Here is a 19133-nt window from a genome sequence, read left to right as displayed (position 1 = left end):
GAAGCGTACTTATGACAGCTCCACAGCGACTCACCGACCGTAAACGCGAAGCCATTATTCAGGCGGCGATTGCCGAATTCCGCGACAACGGATTCGAGATCACCAGCATGGACAAGATCGCTGCCACCGCTGGTGTATCGAAGCGCACGGTGTACAACCACTTTCCCAGCAAGGAGGAGTTGTTCGCCGAAATTCTCAACCAGTTATGGACGCGAATCAGCGCCGAGCAGTCGGTCACTTATCGCGCTGATCAGCCGTTGCGCGATCAGTTACGGCAGATGCTGCAAGCCAAGGTGCAGATGATGGCGGACGAAAACTTTCTGACGCTGGCGCGGGTAGCGATTGCGGCGACGATTCATTCCCCGGAGCGCGCGCAAAACATGATCGAGCGCATGGGCGAACGCGAGGAAGGTCTGACCGTGTGGATTCGCGCCGCGCAGGCCGATGGCCGCCTGAAACCGGTCGATCCGCAATTTGCTGCACATCAGGTGCAGGGGTTGCTCAAGACCTTTGGCTTCTGGCCTCAGATGTCGCTGGGTCAGCCGCCGCTGGATGCCGACATGCAGAACACCGTGGCCGAATCGGCGCTGGAGATGTTTCTGGCGCACTATCAGCTCTAAAACGGCTCTGTCACTGATTAAATGGCTCGGAAGGACACTGATTATTCCCGTTGGAATAAATGACAATGTCCGACAATCGACCGACGGACGGTCGACCTGAAAAAGATACTGCAAAGTATTTCAGGATGAATTGCGCGCAGGACATCATGGAAAACCAACGCGGCAAAGGCTTGTCATTCGCCAGGCGCATCTACCTGCCACGGGCCATCGGCCTGGGTGTTGGTTTTTTCAGCGTCGGCGCGGCGCTGTATCCGCTGAACATGCCGACCTGGCTCTGGGTGCTGTTGCTGTTCAACGGTTTTGTCTGGCCGCATCTGGCCTTTCAAGTATCGACCCGCTCGGCATTCCCCTATCAGGCCGAACGCCGCAACCTCTTGTATGACTCGCTGTGCGGCGGTTTCTGGGCCGCGTGTTGTCAGTTCAATCCACTGACCACCGTAACCATTCTGTCGATGATGACCATGAACAACGTCGCCGCCGGCGGTCGACGCCTGTTTGTCTTGGGGGCTATCGCTCAAGTCGCGGGCATGCTGCTCGGTGGATTGATCTTCGGCTTCAAGTTCAACCCGATGATGACGCAGACCCAGGTCTGGGCCTGCTTGCCGATGCTCACCCTGTATCCGCTGGCATTGGGCATGGTCTGTTACCAATTGGCGATCAAACTGGCGCAGCACAAACGCACGTTGAGCGCCCTGAGCCGCACCGACAGCCTGACCGGATTACTCAATCACGGCGCCTGGAAAGACCTGCTGCATCTGAAGTTCCAGCAATGCCGTCAACACAATACGCAGGCTGTGCTGGCGCTGATCGATATCGACCATTTCAAGCTGATCAATGACAGCTACGGCCATATCGTCGGCGATGCGGTGCTGCAGCAATTGAGCCGCGAACTGAAATGCCTGCTTGATGCCGGTGAACTGGCTGGGCGCTACGGCGGTGATGAATTCTGCGTGATTCTGCCGGATCTGCCTTTGAACAAAGCCGAAGTATTGATGGAGCAATTGCGCCAGGTGCTGGATCAATTCCGTCATCCGGATGTGCCAGAAATGCGCGTCAGCCTGAGTATCGGTCTGGCTCGGTTCCAACCCGATTACAGCGATGCGATTGCCTGGCTGGAAGACGCCGACAAGGCGCTGTACACCGCTAAACATACCGGTCGCAACACTATCAGCGTGGCGTTGAGTCGCTCATCTCCGAGTGACGCCAGCCAGTTCAGCCACTGAAACACTTTTGTAACACTTTAAAAAAGCCGTTTCTTGTACAAACTTATAAGGCTTGTATAAGATCAGGCCGTCAGTCGGGATGCTGGCATTTAGCAGTCGTTGCCGAAAGTTTTTTCACACATTTGGCCTGACAACGCGGGAACAGGGGCACAAACCGAGTCTTTCCCTACTTCCAGAGTACTGCGCCCATGTTTTTCAATCGCCACAAAACCGCCCTCAACGACCTTCAAGAAAACCTCACTCAACAGAACGGCCTTCTGGAAGCGATCAATCGCTCCATGGCGGTAATCGAGTTCGACCTCAACGGCGTGGTATTGAGCGCCAACGACAACTTCCTCAAGACCATGGGTTACAGCGCCGAACAGGCGATCGGCCAGGCGCATCGCGTGTTTTGCACCCCCGAGTTTGGCCGAAGTGCGCAGTACAGCGAATTTTGGTCTCGCCTGAAAAACGGTCAGTTCCAGTCCGGAACGTTTGAGCGTGTCGACAGTAAGGGGCAACCGGTCTGGCTCGAAGCCAGTTACAACCCGATCAAGGATGCGTCGGGGCGTGTGGTGAAAGTGGTCAAATACGCCATGAACGTCACAGCCAAAATGCAGCAGGAGAGTGAAACCAACGCCAAGTTACAAGCGATCGACCGGGCGATGGCGGTTATTGAGTTCAACCTCGACGGCAGTGTTCTGACGGCAAACCAGAATTTTCTGACGCGGATGGGTTACACGCTCGCCGAGCTTAAAGGTAAACATCACCGTTTATTCTGTACCTCGGATCTGGTCAACAGCAGCGCTTATCAAGACTTCTGGCGACGGCTGAATCAGGGCGAACTCTTCCACGGCCAGTTCGAACGTGTTGATAAACACGGCCGAACCGTTTGGCTGGAAGCCAATTACAACCCGGTCTACGACGCCTCCGGCCGTTTGTGCAAAGTGGTGAAGTTCGCCTCGGACGTCACCGCGCGAGTTGTGCAGCATGAACAGGATGCACAGAGCGCCAGCGCTGCTTATCACATTTCGGTCGAGACCCGAAAAGTCGCCGAACAAGGCACGCAGGTCATTCAACAAGCAGCCAGCGAGATGCGTGAAATTGCTCAGGACATTGCTGAATCCTCAACGTTGATCGCGCAACTGGGCGAGCGCTCCGAGCAGATCACCGCCATCGTCAACACCATCCGGGCGATTGCCGATCAGACCAATTTGCTCGCGCTGAACGCGGCCATCGAAGCGGCACGGGCCGGCGAACAGGGGCGTGGATTTGCGGTGGTGGCCGATGAAGTGCGGCAGCTGGCGGCACGCACCAGTGGCTCGACGGCGGAAATTTCCAACATGATCGATTTGATCCAGACGGAAACCCGCCAGGCGATCAAGAGCATGGAAGGTACCCGCGGCCGGGCAGCCGAGGGAGTCGAACTGGCGAACCAGGCGGGAAAAGTGATCCTGCAGATTCGCGACGGCGCGAGTGAGGCGGTACAAGCAGTGAGCATGTTTGCCAATGAGCGTGCTTCGGGGTAATCGATGCAGGGTCAGTAGACTGAGGCGCGGCCTTCGCGAGCGAGCCTGCTCGCGAAAGGGTCAGGCACCACAATGCAGGACTATAGTGAGCTTCAGTCCCAAGCCCTGCCGAGTGCACCATGACCACTGAAAAAACCGCAACACCGGAATCAGCCCCCGTCGATCACTTGCGTTTCCACCGCCCCCACGCTCATCTGGCGACAACCTTCGGCAATGACACATTCGCATTGCGCGCCGAGGCGTTCGCACGGTTCTTCGGCACACCGACGTTTCTCGGTGCGCAAACGCTGATCGTCTTGTTGTGGGTCAGCCTCAACGTGTTTGGCGTGACCACGTTCGACGTTTACCCGTTTATTCTTCTAAACCTCGCGTTCAGCCTGCAATCGGCCTACGCCGCGCCGCTGATCCTGCTCGCGCAAACCCGGCAGGCTGCGCGTGACAAGGCGCAAGCGGACGCCGACGCGCTGCACCGCGAAGCCCTGGCTCAAGCCAACACCGAACGCCAGGCTCAAGCGGCGCATAACACCGCGCAGTTGCTTGAACTGCTGGAGCAGAACACCCGCCTCACCGAGATGACCAAGAGCCTGACCGAACGCATCGAAGGCCTGACACGCGAGCTGCACGCGCATGTGTGTCAGAACCCGCAACGTTGATCACGGCAGACGCAGCGCCCGCCCGAGCTCATCAAACAGTGTGACCACCGAACGCAATGCCCGGCAATCCGGCCGGGTCAGCAGCCACAGCGCGGTGTCGTAGCCGTGCAGGGGTTCGCTCAACGCCTGCAAACCGTCGGTGATCAGAAAGTCCGGCAAGGCCGCAACCCCGAGGCCGGCGCGCACCAACTCGGTGACTGAAAGCATGCTGTTGCAGCGATAACCCGGGGTCACACCGGGCAACTGCTGGCGGCGCCAGGCGATGGTCGGGTGATCAGGCAGAAAGTCGTCCGGGGCGATCCAGGTCAGCGCGGCCAGATCTGACGCATCAACCTGCTGCAAGTAGCGCTCGCTGGCGCAGACCCTGTAGGAAATCTTCGCCAATTGCCGTCCGACCAGATGTTCCGGCGGTGTGCGTGTCAGGCGCAGGGCGATGTCGGCGTCACGACGGCTGAGGTTGGCGAAATCATTGGAGGTGCTCAACTCGATGGTCAGCGCCGGGTAGCTGGGCATGAACTGCGCCAGCGCCGGCAGCAGCAAACCTTGCAACACCGAGTCGGTGCAGGTCAGGCGCACGGTTCCGCTGACCACTTCACCGCCCTGCTCGACACCAATGCGCGCAGCTTCGAGTGCTTGTTCGGCACGTTCTGCCTGCTCGGCGAGCGTTTGTGCCAGCGTCGTCGGCAAGTAACCGGCACGGCTTTTTTCGAACAGTTGCTGACCGAGGGCGGCTTCGAGACGGCGCACGGCGCGGAACACGGTCGACACGTCTACTTTTAAAAGCTGTGAAGCGCGGGCCAGAGAGCCGCCGCGCACCAGGGCGAGGATCAGCGCCAGATCCGGGTAGTCGAGCCGATAGTGCGTCGCTGCATTGATCACTTGGGGAAACGCCCATATTGAGTGCGTGAACGCCAATCTATAGTGGTCACCAACAACCGACAATCATGTTCTCTCTGAGCCAAACTCAAAATCTGTGGCGAGGGGATTTATCCCCGATGGTCTGCGAAGCAGCCCCATGATTTCAAAAGCGACGACTGCTTCGCAGCCGATCGGGGATAAATCCCCTCGCCACAGATAAGTTTCTACTCACCGAGTTTAGAAAAGGAAATCCCATGGACGCCATTTCCATCGCCCTGATCGGCGATTACGACCCGCAAGTGACCGCGCACCAAGCCATTCCCATAGCCCTCGGGCAGGTGGCCGAACACCTCGACCGTCCGCTGACTTTCCACTGGCTGGCCACCGATCAAATCGACGCCAACACTGCGCTACAAGACTTCAACGGTTTCTGGTGCGTCCCCGCCAGCCCCTACAAAAGCGAAGAAGGTGCGCTAAGGGCGATCCGTTTTGCCCGCGAGCAACAGCGCCCTTTCCTCGGCACCTGCGGCGGTTTTCAGCATGCGGTGCTGGAATTTTCCCGCAACGTGCTGGGCTGGACCGATGCCGAACATGGCGAAACCGCGCCCGATTCCCCAAGAGCCGTGCTCACGCCGCTGACCTGTTCGCTGGTCGAGGCCGTGGACAGCATTCATCTGGTGACCGGATCGTTGATCGCCAAAGCGTACGAAACGTCCGAGATTCGTGAAGGTTATCGCTGCCGCTTTGGTGTGAATCCACAGTTCGAAAGCGAGTTGCTGAGCCATCAGCTACACGCGGTGGGCCATGATTCGACGGGAGACTTGCGGGCGATTGAGTTGAACGGGCATCCGTTTTTCGTCGCCACGCTGTTCCAGCCGGAACGCGCCGCGCTGAAGGGCCAGATGCCGCCACTGGTGCGGGCGTTTGTCGAAGCGTGTGCGGAGCAACGTCGATGAAAGCAGATTGTTACGCTGTGATCTTCACTTCGACCCGTACCGAGGGTGATAACGGATATGCCGCAGCCTCGGAACGGATGATGGAATTGGTCAACCAGCAGCCGGGATTTCTTGGTATTGATTCGATCCGTGGGGCCGATGGGGTCGGGATCACGATTTCGTACTGGGACAGTGAGTCGGCGATTCTGGCGTGGCGGCAGCATCCTGAGCATCGGGTGATTCAGGAGCGTGGCCGGGCGGTCTGGTATTCGGCGTTTCAGACGCGGGTGTGTCGGGTTGAGCGGGAGTATCGCTTCGGCCAGTGAGTATTGCGGTGCAGTCACCGCCATCATCGCTGGCAAGCCAGCTCTCACAAGGTATTGCGTTGTTCTGAAGATCACGCTGTACCTGTGGGAGCTGGCTTGCCAGCGAAGGGGCCAGAAGCTTCACTGCAAAACTTCAGCCCCGCACCAGACTCCGCACCGCGACAATCGCCGGCACTTCAACCTTGCTCATATAAACCCGCAACGGCTCGGTGATGTTGATCCGGTCATCGATATGCTGATCCAGCAGCAACTGAATCAACTCGCGCTTAAGCGTCATGGTCGTGTCCGAAACCTGCGCCCAGACGAATTCACTGGTGGGGATGATGCCGTCATCCGCCACGTCCATGCCGAACGAATCTTCACTGAAGCGCACGATGTATTGACCGGTCTTGCGGTTGAGGCCGACAAAACCCTTGAGGTCGTCGGCCGCCTGGCAGATGAGTTGGGAGGTGATGCGCATGGTAAACCTCACGAAATGTTGATCGATGGTTTACACGCAGGGCGAAACAGTGGGCGCGCCCTCTGCCGGGGCGGCTGCCGAGGGCAAGCGTACTGCAAACAGCGCCACAAAAGTGCAGGAAAAATCGCTTTTAATACGTTTATGTCGGTCTGGCGATAGCACGCAATCGATTCAGTTGTTAAAAGATACGTCTTTGAAAATGCCCTGCGAAAGGAACTCGAACATGCCCGCCACTTTCACCAAAAGCGCCCTCATGCTGAGCCTGATGCTCGGTTTCGGTCAGGCTCACGCCGCCGATGTCGATGCACTGGCCGCCGCTCACGGCATTCCGCACCCGGCGGTCATCGCCCACCGTGGCGCGTCGTTCGATGCACCGGAATCCACCGCCGCCTCCTACAAACTGGCGCGCGACCTGGGTGCCGACTATCTGGAAATGGACCTGCAACGCAGCAAGGACGGCGTGTTGTTCGCCCTGCATGACAACAATTTGCAGCGCACCACCGACGTCGCGACCAAGTTCCCGGAGCGCAAGGACAGCACGGCCACCGCCTTCACCATGGCCGAACTGAAAACCCTCGACGCCGGCAGCTGGTACAACAAGGCCTACCCGGATCGCGCGCGCCCGTCCTACGCCGGGCTGAAAATCCTCACCCTCGATGAAATCATCGACATCGCCCAGGCCAATCCGCAGCACAAGCCGGGCCTGTACATCGAGACCAAGGAGCCGCAACTGTTCCCGGGGATCGAGAAAGACCTGAAAGAAAAACTGCAGGATCGCGGCTGGCTGAGCCCAACCGGTTCGAAACTGGCGAAAAGCGAACTGGGCGTCGGTCAGGGCAAAGGCAAGGTGATCCTGCAAACGTTCGAGAAGAACAGCCTCGAACTGCTACAAAAGGAAATGCCGCAAGTGCCGAAGATCCTCCTGCTGTGGGTCGGCGAAGGCAGCATCGAGCCAAAATCCAAGGTGACCTTTGCCGAGTCCGGCGAGAAGGACAAGAACGTTTTCTACGGTAAACAGGAACCGAAATCCGAAGCTGAATTCAAGCAGTGGGTCGATTACGCCAAGGCGCAAGGTGCAATCGGCACCGGTCCTTCGGCGAAGCTGACCAAGGGCGGCGATCAGAGCTATTCGGATCTGGTGCAACCGTGGATGAATAAATACACCCACGATCAGGGCCTGCTGGTGCACGTCTACACCGTCGATGAGCCGGTGGACTTCGAGAAAGTCATGGCCGCAGGCGTGGACGGCATCTTCACCAACCGCGCCAGCGAACTGTTGAAGTTCTATAAACGCCCGGCCGCTGCCAGTGTCGATCAGGTGTTGAAGAACAACGGTTTCTGAGTGACCACACACACCGAGTGGACAGGCCGCCTCTGGCTGGGGCACGACTATGGCCTGATCCACGGAGTGTCGGGGCGCACGGCGCCCCATTGCCACTATGCCCACCAGATCATGCTTGCCCCCGAGCGACCGGCGACGGTGTTGCTCGAGGGTGAAGTCGTCAGCGCCTCGCAGCTGTTGATTGCCTCAAACGTGCGCCATGCCATTGTTGAAGCGCCGGATCCGCTATTCACCGTTTACGCCGAACCGTTGATGTTTGCAGCAGACACGTTGCGTGATGCGTTGTTTAACGCCGAACTGACGTTACCTGCGCTTGATCTGGCAATCCGCCAATGCCCGCGTCGTTCGCTGAGTGACTCGCGCATCGAACGTGCATTGGCCGCAGTGGACGCTTCGCTGGCCGATAAAGTCGCCGCACGCGCCGTCGCCGACACGGCGAATCTATCCCTGAGTCAATTGCAGCGACTGTTGGTCAGCCAGGTCGGTTTGCCAGTGCGCAGGCTGGTGTTGTGGCGGCGTCTACGCAAGGCGATGGCCTCGATTCTGGCGGGCGACCCGGTGACATCCGCCGCGCACAACGCAGGTTTTGCCGATTCGGCGCATTTCTCCCGCTGCCTGAAAAAACTCTTCGGCGTCACCGCACGCCAGGCCTTGCAACACATCGAGCTGAAACTGCTCGACTGAGTCAGCGGCGCAGCGCATCAGGCACTTTCGGCTCGCGGCTCAACCTCACTGTTGCGAACGGATCAACCAATTGCGCCACATAGTCGCGGGGAAAATCCGGGCGGCTGCCAATCCCCAAATCGTCCTGGCCGATGCGGTAATCCTCGGTGTAGAAAACGGTGCCCAGCAGCCAGTCCCACACGGTGAAAAACAACCCGAAATTAACGTCGCCGGCGCGGCCATATTTCATGTGATGGAAACGATGCAGCGGTGCCCAGGCGAAAATCCAGCGCAGAAAACCGAGACGCATATCGACATTCGAATGCTGCAACAACAGCTGGATCGCGATGGCGAATGCCAGCAATGTCGCGACCTGCAACGGAATGCCCAGCACCAGCAATGGCAGCAACCCCGCCGAGGCTTCGAGCAGTTGATGCAATGGATGTTTCATCAATCCGTTGAAGCCGTATAAACGTTCAACACTGTGATGCACGGCATGCAATCGCCACAGCCACGACACGCGATGGCTGGCGTAATGCATCAGGCTGATACCGGCATCGGCAATGACAATCGCCAGCCCCAGTTGCAACCACAACGGCCAGCCCCTTGGCCAGACACCGTCAATCGCCAGCATGGCGACCAGCCCCGGTAGTGCAAGTAACCCCAAGGCACTCAACGCTTCATTGACCAGCGCGTGAAGGATATCGCGGCGGCGATCACCGGCCGGACGATTCCAGCGCACCTCATAAGGCATTGCCCACTCCGCGATGAACGACACCGCCAGCGCGGCAACAAACAGCGGCAACAGCCACAGGGTCGAGACATCTGCCAGCCACAAGCCCAGCCCGATAAAGCCGCCCCAGAACAGCGGCGCGTATAACCCGGCCATCAAACGTTTCATGTGCACCTCCATTGATCGAAGGCACAGCATGAAATCTCACGACGTGGGGTAATTGAACAAACGACGCAAACCGCCGAGGCGAGATTAAGGGTGAGTTAAGTTGCGGCGATTAATCTGAATCCACTGAAACAGCACATCCGCTTAGATAAACACCCAAAAGGATTGAACCGATGAAAACCTTGACTGCCCTGTTTACCGCCGCTGCCCTGACCCTCACCGCTGGCCTCGCGCAGGCTGATGTCCGCGTCGACCAGATCCCTGAGTTGGTCAAGTCCGGCAAGATCAAACCAATGGAAGAAATGAACCAGGCTGCGCTGAAACTGCATCCGGGTGCGACCATCACCGACACCGACCTGGATAACCATTTCAACGGTTACGAGTACGAAGTTGAATTGAAAACTGCTGACGGCAAAGAATTCGACGTGGACTTCGACGCCACGACTGGCAAGGTGCTGACCAACAAGCAAGACACCTGATTCAACGCCCATCCAAAGCCGCACGATCCACCGATCGCGCGGCTTTTTCATGCCCGACACAAATTCCTTGTAGGAGTGAGCCTGCTCGCGATGGCGGTGGGTCAGCAACGGTGATGTCGACTGATCCACCGCCATCGCGAGCAGGCTCACTCCTACAGGTTTTTCTGCCTGCCGGAGGATTTATGGCCGATCGAGATTCTGTAGGAGCTGTCGAGTGAAACGAGGCTGCGATCTTTTGATCGTCAAGATCGCAGCGTGCCGCAGCAACAGGGTTTATGCCGAGGTGCTGACCAAGGAACCGGAGGTGCTTGAATCGGAATCCTGCAACGCCTGCAACAACGCCGCCGTCGCCGTTTGCAGCGAGGCCGAGGTGGCGGTGACCTGCGCTTGTGCGGAGGCCACTTCGGTAGCCTTGGCGTCGGCACTTTCCTGTTTTGCCTGGGCCGCTTGCAACGCCTGCTGCTGTTCCTGCAATTGCTTTTGCAGCTCGGCAATCTGCTTGCGCAGTTCTTTCACCGTGTCAGATTCGTCGCTGCTGCTGGAACTGCTACCGCCCGAAGGTGCTGCGCCGCCAGCCGCTTTCGGCGCGTCGGTGGCTGCGCCAGTTCTGGCGGTTGCGCTGGTGGAAGTGTCGTCGCCGACATCAGTGATCGAGGTTTTGCTGGTGGGTGTGGTGACAGTCTGGTTGATCGAAACAGAGGTGATGCTGACCATGGGAGTGCTCCAATGCCGGTTATAGATAACCGGTCATCGTCGCGGGTCAGCTCTACTTGAGATCGACTGTGTACCGACTCGGTATCCGCGCCGGTACACAGTCGCTCGATCAGGCGCTGAGGCGCGCAGTGACCTCATTCAGTTGCCCGGACAAACCATGCAGGTTCTGACTGGCGGTTTCGGTGCGCTGGACGTTGTCGAGGTTGGTGCTGGCGATCGAAGTGATTTCGGTGAGGTTGCGCGAAATGTCTTCGGCCACCGACGTCTGCTCTTCTGCCGCTGTGGCGATCTGACGGTTCATGTCGCGAATAGCCTCCACCGCGTGGGTAATGCGCTCCAGCATCGCGCCTGCCTGCGTCACTTGCTCGACGCTTTCGTCGCTGCGGGTCTGGCCGCTGTCGATGGCCTGGGCCGCGTCCACCGCGCCGGTCTGCACGCTCTGGATGATCTGATTGATCTCGATGATCGACTCTGCCGTACGCTGTGCCAGATTACGTACTTCGTCAGCGACCACGGCAAAACCACGCCCGGCCTCACCCGCCCGCGCCGCTTCAATCGCTGCGTTCAATGCCAGCAGGTTGGTCTGCTCGGCAATCCCGCGAATCACTTCCAGCACCTTGCCGATGCGACCGCTGTCAGCTTCCAGACGGCGGATCACTGTGGCGGTGTTGGCGATTTCGCCGCGCATCTGGGTGATGCTGTGGATGGTACTCTGCATGACCTTCTCACCCTGTTGGGCGGACTGGTCGGCATCGTCGGCGGCACGCGCGGCATCGGCGGCGTGACGCGCCACTTCCTGGGCGGTGGCGGACATTTCGTTCATCGCCGTGGCCACTTGATCGGTGCGGTTGAACTGCTCGTTGGTGCCGCCGGCCATGGTCGTGGCGATCGCATTCAACTCGCCGCTGGCACTGTCCAGATCACTGGCGCTGCGTTGCAAACGGGTGAAGGTGTCGGCGAGGAAATCACGCAAGGTATTGGCCGCAGCGGCGAGGTTGCCCAGTTCATCCTGACGGTGGCTGACCACGCGTTCGGCGAGTTTGCCGCGGCTCAATTGGCTGACGTAATCAATCAGGTTGCGGATCGGCTCGACCAGGTTGCGGTTGACCAGCCACAAGCTCAGCAGGCCAATCAGCAGACCCGACGCTAGCATCACCAGAATGCCCAACAACACTGTGCGATCAGCCTCGGCGCTGATCTGCGCCGACTGTTCGGTGCCCTGCTTGCGCAATTCGCTGACCAGTTCGCTCATCTGATCGCTGGTCGCGCGGTCGACACCTTTGACCGCGGTGTCGCCCGCCGTCGGATCGCCACCGGCCGCCACGTAGGCATCGCGGCCCTTCTGGTAGGCGTTACCCAACTGACGATGCTCTTCGCGCAAACGCTCGATGCGGCTTTTCAGGCTCGGCTCGATGCCTTTCTGGCTGGCCAGTTCACCGAGGATGTTCTGCACATCGCGCTGACGGTCTTCGAACTGCCCCCAGTACTTGGCCAGATCCGCCGGTTGCTTGCCGCGCAGCAGAACGTTTTTCCATTCCTGGACCTGCACCTTGAATTGCAGGTTGGCTTCGTCGATGAGTTGCGAAGTGTGCAGAGGGCCGGTGATCAACTGGCTGTAGCTTTGCACGCCGTTGGACAGGAAATGAAAACAGGCCAGCGCGATCAACAGCATCGCCAGCAGACTGCCGCTCAGCAGGACGAGAATTTGCGCTCTCAGGGATTTTTGCAGCATCGCAGGTACTCATGACAGGGATGAGGCACGCCCGGTAAGGCGTGGGATTGTGCCGGACATCCATGTCGGCGAGCCTTGGCTCATGGCCAAGCGCGCGCAACGTAACCCAAGCGTGATCGGCGTGCCAGAGCGCTTCTTGAAGAAAATCCGACCGCCGGTAAGACATTGATCTGGCGTCACTTTATCGACACATAAACGTCACATCCGCTTGCGATGATTCGGCTCAGTGAGCCTGCCATTCCCGCGACACACGCGCCCTCTTCGCAGCGAGCCTTCATGAACCACAGCCTCGATACCAGCCATCGCGATCCTGACCTGTTTGGTTTGCTCTACGGTTTCCGTTTCCTGCCCGGTGAACGTGGCCGCGAAGTCGATTCGGCGACCGCTTTGCGCTGTTTGCAAGACGACAGCGACAGCGGCGAATTCCTCTGGCTGCACCTGAACCTGGCGCACGCGGCCTGTGAGCGCTGGATGAAAAGTCATCTGCAATTGCCCGAAGAGTTTTTCGAGGCGCTGCACGAAGGTTCGCGCTCGACGCGCATCGAGCATGTCGATTCGGCGCTGCTGGCGGTGGTCAACGACGTGGTGTTCAACCTCAGCAGCATGGTCTCCTCGGATGTCTCGACGCTGTGGGTCTGCGTGCGCAGCAAGTTGATCGTCAGTGCGCGCCTGCAACCGCTGCACTCGGTGGACAAACTGCGCTCGTCGGTGAAGGCCGGCGAGCGCTTTCGTTCGCCGTCGGAACTGCTGGTGCACCTGCTGCGCGATCAGGGCGAAGTGCTGACGCAAATCGTGCGCAAGACCAGCATGAGTGTCGATCAGGTCGAGGACGAGTTGCTCTCCTCACGGCTGTCGACCAACCGCGCCGAACTCGGCGCCAACCGCCGGGTGCTGGTGCGCTTGCAGCGGCTGCTGGCGCTGGAGCCGGGTTCCTTGCTGCGGCTGCTCAATCGCCCGCCGCCGTGGTTGCAGAAGGAGGACGTCAAGGAGTTGCGCAAATCCACCGAGGAGTTTGCGCTGATCATCAACGACCTCACCGCCCTCGGCGAGCGGATCAAACTGCTCCAGGAAGAGATCGCCGCCAACCTCAACGAACAGAGCAACCGCACCCTGTTCACCCTGACCGTGGTCACGGTGCTGGCGCTGCCGATCAACATCATTGCCGGTTTTTTCGGGATGAATGTGGGCGGCGTGCCGCTGTCGCAGGATCCGGAAGGGTTCTGGATATTGGTCGCGCTGGTGGCGACGTTCACGGTGATTGCCGGGCGCTGGGCCTTCCGCAAAAGAGGCGATTACTGACCCTTGCCCACCGCAGATCCATTGGGGTGACAGAGATCTATCTTGGTGACAGAGATCCTGTGGCGAGGGGATTTATCCCCGTTCGGCTGCGCAGCAGTCGTAAATCCGGTGAACGCGGTTGAGCAGATACACCGAGGTGAATGGTTTTTGGGGCTGCTTCGCAACCCATCGGGGATAAATCCCCTCGCCACAGTAGTCATTGCTCCCGTTCTTTCATTTCCCTTTAGATCAATGGTCAGGCTATTCATCCAAACACTGACCTGACGCAGTCTCTCTGTAACATTCTGCAACGATCATGGGCGACACTCCTTCCCTCGCTCAGGATTGTCCGCTCATGGCTACTCCTTCCCTGACCACCCGCCAGGCGTCCGCCCCCAGCGGCAGGCCGGCACTGGACAAGAAAACCGGCCCCTTCACCTACGTGATCTTTTTCGCGGTACTGGCCATGGGGATGCTGTTCACCGCCTACAGCCTGATGCACGACATGCACGAGCTGGGCACGGTGGTCACCACCTGGACGCCGTTCCTGCTGCTCGGCGTGGCGCTGTTGATTGCGCTGGGTTTCGAGTTCGTCAACGGTTTCCACGACACCGCCAACGCCGTGGCCACGGTGATTTACACCCACTCGCTGCCGCCAAATGTCGCGGTGGTCTGGTCGGGGTTCTTCAACTTCCTCGGGGTGCTGCTGTCGAGCGGCGCGGTGGCGTTCGGCATCATCGCTTTGTTACCGGTCGAGCTGATTCTGCAGGTCGGTTCGTCCGCCGGTTTCGCGATGATTTTCGCCCTGCTGATCGCCGCGATTCTGTGGAACCTCGGCACTTGGTGGCTGGGCTTGCCGGCCTCGTCATCGCACACGCTGATCGGTTCGATCATCGGCGTCGGCGTGGCCAATGCCTTGATGCACGGGCGCGACGGCACCAGCGGGGTCGATTGGGCGCAGGCAACCAAGATCGGTTACGCGCTGCTGCTGTCGCCACTGGTGGGGTTCGGTTGCGCCGCGCTGTTGCTGCTGGCGTTGCGCGCCTTCGTGAAGAATCGTTCGCTGTACAAGGCACCGGAAGGCAACGCGCCGCCACCGTGGTGGATTCGCGGTTTGCTGATCCTCACCTGCACCGGTGTGTCCTTCGCCCACGGTTCCAATGACGGCCAGAAAGGCATGGGCCTGATCATGCTGATTCTGGTCGGCACCTTGCCAATGGCCTACGCGCTGAACCGCACCATGCCCGAAGAACAATCGCTGCAGTTCGCCGCCGTCGCGCAAGTAACCCAACAAGCACTGGTGAAAAGTGCCCCGCTGCCGACACCGGCCGATCCACGCGCCGTGCTCTCCGATTACGTGCGCAGCAAGGAAGCCACACCGCAGTTGATCCCCGCCCTCGCCTCCCTTACCGGGCACATCGGCGAAGAAGTCAAAGGCTACGGCTCGCTGGCGAAAGTCCCGGCGGAAGCCATGGGCAACGTGCGCAACGACATGTACCTGGCCAGCGAAAGCATTCGCCTGATGGACAAGAACAAGGTCGGCAACTTCGACGCTGACACCAGCAGCAAACTGCAACTGTTCAAGCAGCAGATCGACAACGCCACGCGCTTCATTCCGCTGTGGGTGAAGATCGCCGTGGCCATCGCCCTGGGGCTGGGCACCATGGTTGGCTGGAAGCGGATTGTGGTAACGGTGGGCGAGAAGATCGGCAAGACCCACCTGACTTACGCGCAAGGTGCGTCGGCGGAAACCGTGGCGATGCTGACCATCGGCGCCGCCGACATGTTTGGTTTGCCGGTGTCGACCACCCATGTGCTGTCCTCGGGCGTGGCCGGGACCATGGTTGCCAATGGCGGCGGTTTGCAGATGAAGACCATCCGCAATTTGCTGATGGCCTGGGTGCTGACGTTGCCGGCGGCGATCCTGCTGTCGGGCAGCCTCTACTGGTTGTTCACCCAAATCTTCTGACCCTTCACAACTCCCCTGTAGGAGTGAGCCTGCTCGCGATAGCGGTGTATCAGTCGACATTGATTAAACTGACACACCGCAATCGCGAGCAGGCTCACTCCTACAGTTTTGAACGGTGATCAGGTTTAGAGCGCGGAGCGAATCAGATCGCCGAGCCAGTCCATGAACACCCGCACCCGCAGTGGCAAGTGCCGCTGCCGCGCATACAGCAGTGAAATCCCCATCGCCGGCGCGGTGAATTGCGGCAGCACGGTGACCAGTTCGCCGTTTTCCAGATGCGGCTGCATGCCGGTGCGCGGCACCTGCGTCAGACCGAAACCACCCAAACACGCCGACTCATAGGCATCGGTGCTGTTGACCGTGACGCTGCCGGCCATCGGCAAGCGTTTCACCTGACCGTCCTGCTCATACACAAACCCTTCCGAACGCGAACCCAACACACCGACGTAATGCACCAATCGGTGCTGCGCCAAGTCTTCCAGCGTCTGCGGCACGCCGTAGCGCGCGAGGTAGGCGGGGCTGGCGCAGTTGATCATCGGGAAATCGCCCAAGTGCCGCGCCACCACGGATTGATCCGGTTGTGCGCCAATCCGCACCACACAATCGAAGCCCTCGCTCAGCAGGTCGACGCGACGGTCGGTGCTGCTGATTTCCAGTTCCAGGTTGGGATGGCGATCCATGAACTCGGGCAGCCGCGGCATGACCAGCCGCCGCGCCAGAATATTCGGCATATCGACCCGAATGCGCCCGGTCAGCGAGGCTTCATCCTGACGAAACAAGCCTTCGATTTCGTCCATGTGGGAGAGCAGATCCTTGCTGCGTTCGTACAGCACCAGGCCATCCTGCGTCGCTTGCACCTTGCGCGTGGTGCGTTGCAGCAATCGTGTACCGAGCAGGGCTTCCAGCGCCTGCACATGCTCGGACACCGTAGAACGCGGCAGGCCGAGGTTTTCCCCGGCGAGAGTAAAACTCGATAACTCGCTGACCCGGACGAAGGTGCGCAGCAATTCCAGTTTGTTCATGAGCCACTCGATGATTGTTCGACTGATCCGACCAGTGATTTCGGTTTCGCTCTGTTTATCACCTCAGGGCGGATAAATAAACTTTGCTCCATCACCACTCACCACCCATCGAGGACTTCACATGGACCGCAAAATCGCATTGATCACCGGCGCCAGCCGTGGCTTGGGCAAGAACGCAGCATTGCACCTCGCCGCTCAGGGCGTGGACATCATCGGCACTTACAACAGCCGCGCCGACGAAGCGCAGGCACTGGTCAAAGAGCTGGAAAAACTCGGCGCCAAAGCCGTGATGCTGCAACTGGATGTCGGCCGCAGTGAAACCTTTGCCGCGTTCGGCGCGCAGGTTGAGCAGGCGCTGCAACAAACCTTCGAGCGCCAGCGTTTCGATTTTCTGGTCAACAACGCCGGGGTCGGTCTGCATGTCAGTTTCGCCGAGACCACCGTTGAGCAATTCGACATGCTGATGAACGTGCATTTCAAAGGGCCGTTCTTCCTCACTCAGCAACTGCTGCCACTGATTAATGATGGCGGGCGGATCATCAACGTCTCCAGCGGTCTCGCGCGTTTCAGCATTCCGGGCGCCAGTGCTTATGCGGCGATGAAAGGTGCGATTGAAGTCCTGACCCGTTATCAGGCCAAAGAGCTGGGCTCACGGCAGATCACCGTGAATACCCTGGCGCCGGGCGCCATTGAAACCGACTTCGGCGGCGGCACGGTCCGCGACAACGCGGCAGTCAATGCGATGGTTGCCGAAAACACCGCGCTGGGTCGTGCCGGCCAGCCGGATGACATTGGTGGCGCGCTGTCGCTGCTGCTGTCGCCGGGGGCGCAGTGGATCAACGGGCAGCGGGTTGAGGCATCCGGCGGGATGTTTCTCTAACCCCCAACTCACTAAAAATCTGTTGGTGAGAGCCTTTGTGGCGAGGGGATTTATCCCCGATGGACTGCGCAGCAGGCCCCTCTTTTCTGGATCAAAAGAAGGTCCGCTGCGCGCCCCATCGGGGATAAATCCCCTCGCCACAGGTTTTATATTCACCACAGTTTTTATTGGCCCTCACAGATGTGGCGGGTCATGAAGCGTTCACGCAGCACGTCATAGCCCCAGTGATACACGTACGTGTACGGAAGGAAGAACAGCAACACGCCAATGTCGAGCAAGAACGCCTGCCACAGACTGACCGACAGCCACCACGCAATCAGCGGCACGCCCATCACGATCAAACCACCCTCGAACAACAACGCGTGCACCACCCGCACCCAGCCGTTGTGCGCGATGTTCATGCGCTCAAGCATGCGGTCGAAGAAGCGGTTGAACACCACGTTCCAGGCCAGCGCCAACATGGCGATCAACACCGTGACCGCGCCCATATCGAGTAGCGGTTTTTGCATGATCCACGCCAGCAGCGGCGTACAGATAATGATCGCCAGCAGTTCGAAACCGATGGCCTGGAAGATACGTTCAGTGATGGACTTGTTGGCCGTCATGACCTGACTCCTTGAGTGAAGATGGTTGCCATGATCCATCCTCACACCGATACTTCATAACCAATAACCATCGATCAAGGCGATAGTTCATGGCATCGCAAGAAGTGCTGTTGGCGTTTGTCCAAGCGGCAACGCAGGGTTCGTTTTCCGCGGCAGCGCGCAAGCTGGGACGCAGTCAGTCGACCATCAGTGCGGCAGTGGCGAGTCTGGAAATCGATCTGGACCTGGTGCTGTTCGACCGCAGCAGCCGCAAACCGACCCTCACCCCCGCCGGCCACGTCATGCTGCAACGGGCCGAGGCGATTCTGGCAGCCAACAGCCGTCTGGAAATGACTGCGCGGCAATTGTCCCAAGGCGTTGAACCGAAACTGACCGTGGCGCTGTCCGACACCTATCAATCGGCGCGTTTCGAAGCGGCGCTGGTCGAGTTCGAGCAGCGTTATCCGGATCTGGAGCTGGAATGCCTGATTGCCGAATGTGATGACTTGATCGAACTGGTCCAGCGCGGCCGAGCGCATCTGGCCTTTGCCGAAATGCAGGAGCATTACCCGCCGGATCTGGTGACTTCGACGGTCGCCGAACGCACCGATATCGCCTTGTTCGTCAGTCGTGAGCATCCACTGACAACGCTGAAAAACATCGATCATGCCCTTTTGGAACAGCATCGCGAGCTGCGCCTGGCGACGATCGTCAATCCATACGACAGTCGCGCAAAAGGCCGTGTGTGGTCGGCGCCGAGCTACCTGATGCTGATGGAAATGGCCGAAATGGGCTTCGGCTGGGCACCGCTGCCGCGTTGGCTGGTGGGGCGTTTCGGCAATGACACGCTGGTGGAACTGAACGTGCGCGGCTGGCCGAAACCGGTGTTTGTCGATGCGCTGTGGTCGCGGCTGTATCCGCCGGGGCCGGCGGGGAGTTGGTTGCTGAGCAAGATGCTGGAGTAGATCAAAAGATCGCAGCGTGCCGCA

At 59.3% G+C, this 19133-nt stretch carries 20 protein-coding genes; 13 read left to right on the top strand and 7 right to left on the bottom strand.

Going from position 1 to position 19133, the window contains the following annotated elements; genetic code table 11:
• Positions 1-11 precede the first annotated feature (11 nt).
• The 4 genes from JFT86_RS14075 (at position 12) to JFT86_RS14060 (ending at position 4004) form a co-directional block, all read left to right on the top strand.
• On the top strand, positions 12-620 hold the full coding sequence (locus JFT86_RS14075) for a TetR/AcrR family transcriptional regulator (protein WP_201237138.1): 609 nt from the start codon (positions 12-14) through the stop codon (positions 618-620).
• 146 nt (positions 621-766) lie between these two features.
• A complete protein-coding gene (locus JFT86_RS14070) occupies positions 767-1843 on the top strand; it encodes a diguanylate cyclase (protein ID WP_201237137.1) in 1077 nt (358 codons plus the stop codon).
• Between the two features lie 188 nt (positions 1844-2031).
• Positions 2032-3351, top strand: coding sequence for a PAS domain-containing methyl-accepting chemotaxis protein (locus JFT86_RS14065; protein ID WP_201237136.1), 1320 nt, complete (start codon positions 2032-2034; stop codon positions 3349-3351).
• A 119-nt stretch (positions 3352-3470) separates the two neighbouring features.
• Positions 3471-4004 (top strand): DUF1003 domain-containing protein, encoded by a 534-nt coding sequence (locus tag JFT86_RS14060; RefSeq protein ID WP_201237135.1) that lies wholly within the window; start codon positions 3471-3473, stop codon positions 4002-4004.
• On the opposite strand, the gene JFT86_RS14055 is transcribed toward JFT86_RS14060, so the two are convergent.
• On the bottom strand, positions 4005-4946 hold the full coding sequence (locus JFT86_RS14055; protein ID WP_201237134.1) for a LysR family transcriptional regulator: 942 nt from the start codon (positions 4944-4946) through the stop codon (positions 4005-4007). It lies immediately after the preceding gene.
• Positions 4947-5116: 170 nt separating this feature from the next.
• On the opposite strand from JFT86_RS14055, the gene JFT86_RS14050 reads away from it, so the two are divergent.
• Entirely contained in the window at positions 5117-5818 is a 702-nt protein-coding gene (locus JFT86_RS14050; RefSeq protein WP_201237133.1) for a CTP synthase, read from the top strand.
• The gene (locus JFT86_RS14045) at positions 5815-6123 is read left to right on the top strand and encodes an antibiotic biosynthesis monooxygenase (protein WP_201237132.1); all 309 of its coding nucleotides are present in this window, start codon (positions 5815-5817) and stop codon (positions 6121-6123) included. Before JFT86_RS14050 ends, JFT86_RS14045 begins: the two co-directional genes overlap by 4 nt.
• A gap of 133 nt (positions 6124-6256) precedes the next feature.
• Here the strand turns inward: JFT86_RS14045 and JFT86_RS14040 are convergent, their stop codons facing one another.
• A complete protein-coding gene (locus JFT86_RS14040) occupies positions 6257-6583 on the bottom strand; it encodes a DUF2025 family protein (RefSeq protein WP_201237131.1) in 327 nt (108 codons plus the stop codon).
• A 223-nt stretch (positions 6584-6806) separates the two neighbouring features.
• Here JFT86_RS14040 and JFT86_RS14035 point away from each other — a divergent pair, with 223 nt between their 5' ends.
• A complete protein-coding gene (locus JFT86_RS14035; RefSeq protein WP_201237130.1) occupies positions 6807-7925 on the top strand; it encodes a glycerophosphodiester phosphodiesterase in 1119 nt (372 codons plus the stop codon).
• Positions 7926-8609: a helix-turn-helix domain-containing protein gene (locus JFT86_RS14030; RefSeq protein WP_201237129.1), complete on the top strand. Its 684-nt coding sequence runs from the start codon at positions 7926-7928 to the stop codon at positions 8607-8609.
• 1 nt (position 8610) lies between these two features.
• On the opposite strand, the gene JFT86_RS14025 is transcribed toward JFT86_RS14030, so the two are convergent.
• Positions 8611-9489 carry a sterol desaturase family protein gene (locus JFT86_RS14025; RefSeq protein WP_201237128.1) on the bottom strand — a complete coding sequence of 293 codons (879 nt, stop codon included), beginning with the start codon at positions 9487-9489 and terminating at the stop codon, positions 8611-8613.
• A gap of 170 nt (positions 9490-9659) precedes the next feature.
• Here JFT86_RS14025 and JFT86_RS14020 point away from each other — a divergent pair, with 170 nt between their 5' ends.
• Positions 9660-9965 carry a PepSY domain-containing protein gene (locus JFT86_RS14020; RefSeq protein WP_201237127.1) on the top strand — a complete coding sequence of 102 codons (306 nt, stop codon included), beginning with the start codon at positions 9660-9662 and terminating at the stop codon, positions 9963-9965.
• A gap of 273 nt (positions 9966-10238) precedes the next feature.
• Here JFT86_RS14020 and JFT86_RS14015 read toward each other — a convergent pair whose 3' ends face one another.
• Both JFT86_RS14015 and JFT86_RS14010 read right to left on the bottom strand, forming a co-directional pair.
• Positions 10239-10679, bottom strand: a complete 441-nt coding sequence (locus JFT86_RS14015) for a hypothetical protein (protein ID WP_201237126.1) — start codon at positions 10677-10679, stop codon at positions 10239-10241.
• A gap of 109 nt (positions 10680-10788) precedes the next feature.
• Positions 10789-12411 (bottom strand): methyl-accepting chemotaxis protein, encoded by a 1623-nt coding sequence (locus JFT86_RS14010; protein ID WP_201237125.1) that lies wholly within the window; start codon positions 12409-12411, stop codon positions 10789-10791.
• Positions 12412-12687: 276 nt separating this feature from the next.
• On the opposite strand from JFT86_RS14010, the gene JFT86_RS14005 reads away from it, so the two are divergent.
• Both JFT86_RS14005 and JFT86_RS14000 read left to right on the top strand, forming a co-directional pair.
• Positions 12688-13710 carry a transporter gene (locus JFT86_RS14005; protein ID WP_103304092.1) on the top strand — a complete coding sequence of 341 codons (1023 nt, stop codon included), beginning with the start codon at positions 12688-12690 and terminating at the stop codon, positions 13708-13710.
• Between the two features lie 334 nt (positions 13711-14044).
• A complete protein-coding gene (locus tag JFT86_RS14000) occupies positions 14045-15658 on the top strand; it encodes an inorganic phosphate transporter (RefSeq protein WP_201237124.1) in 1614 nt (537 codons plus the stop codon).
• A 125-nt stretch (positions 15659-15783) separates the two neighbouring features.
• Here JFT86_RS14000 and JFT86_RS13995 read toward each other — a convergent pair whose 3' ends face one another.
• Positions 15784-16680 carry a LysR family transcriptional regulator gene (locus JFT86_RS13995; protein WP_201237123.1) on the bottom strand — a complete coding sequence of 299 codons (897 nt, stop codon included), beginning with the start codon at positions 16678-16680 and terminating at the stop codon, positions 15784-15786.
• Between the two features lie 121 nt (positions 16681-16801).
• Here JFT86_RS13995 and JFT86_RS13990 point away from each other — a divergent pair, with 121 nt between their 5' ends.
• Positions 16802-17560 (top strand): SDR family oxidoreductase, encoded by a 759-nt coding sequence (locus JFT86_RS13990; RefSeq protein WP_201237122.1) that lies wholly within the window; start codon positions 16802-16804, stop codon positions 17558-17560.
• A 164-nt stretch (positions 17561-17724) separates the two neighbouring features.
• On the opposite strand, the gene JFT86_RS13985 is transcribed toward JFT86_RS13990, so the two are convergent.
• On the bottom strand, positions 17725-18165 hold the full coding sequence (locus JFT86_RS13985; protein WP_201237121.1) for a multidrug/biocide efflux PACE transporter: 441 nt from the start codon (positions 18163-18165) through the stop codon (positions 17725-17727).
• 89 nt (positions 18166-18254) lie between these two features.
• Here JFT86_RS13985 and JFT86_RS13980 point away from each other — a divergent pair, with 89 nt between their 5' ends.
• On the top strand, positions 18255-19109 hold the full coding sequence (locus JFT86_RS13980) for a LysR family transcriptional regulator (protein ID WP_201237120.1): 855 nt from the start codon (positions 18255-18257) through the stop codon (positions 19107-19109).
• Positions 19110-19133 lie beyond the last annotated feature (24 nt).

Source organism: Pseudomonas sp. TH06 (genome assembly GCF_016651305.1).
GTDB lineage: Bacteria > Pseudomonadota > Gammaproteobacteria > Pseudomonadales > Pseudomonadaceae > Aquipseudomonas.
The sequence above is the reverse complement of the archived record's forward strand: the minus strand, read 5'-3'. Positions and strand labels throughout refer to the sequence as shown.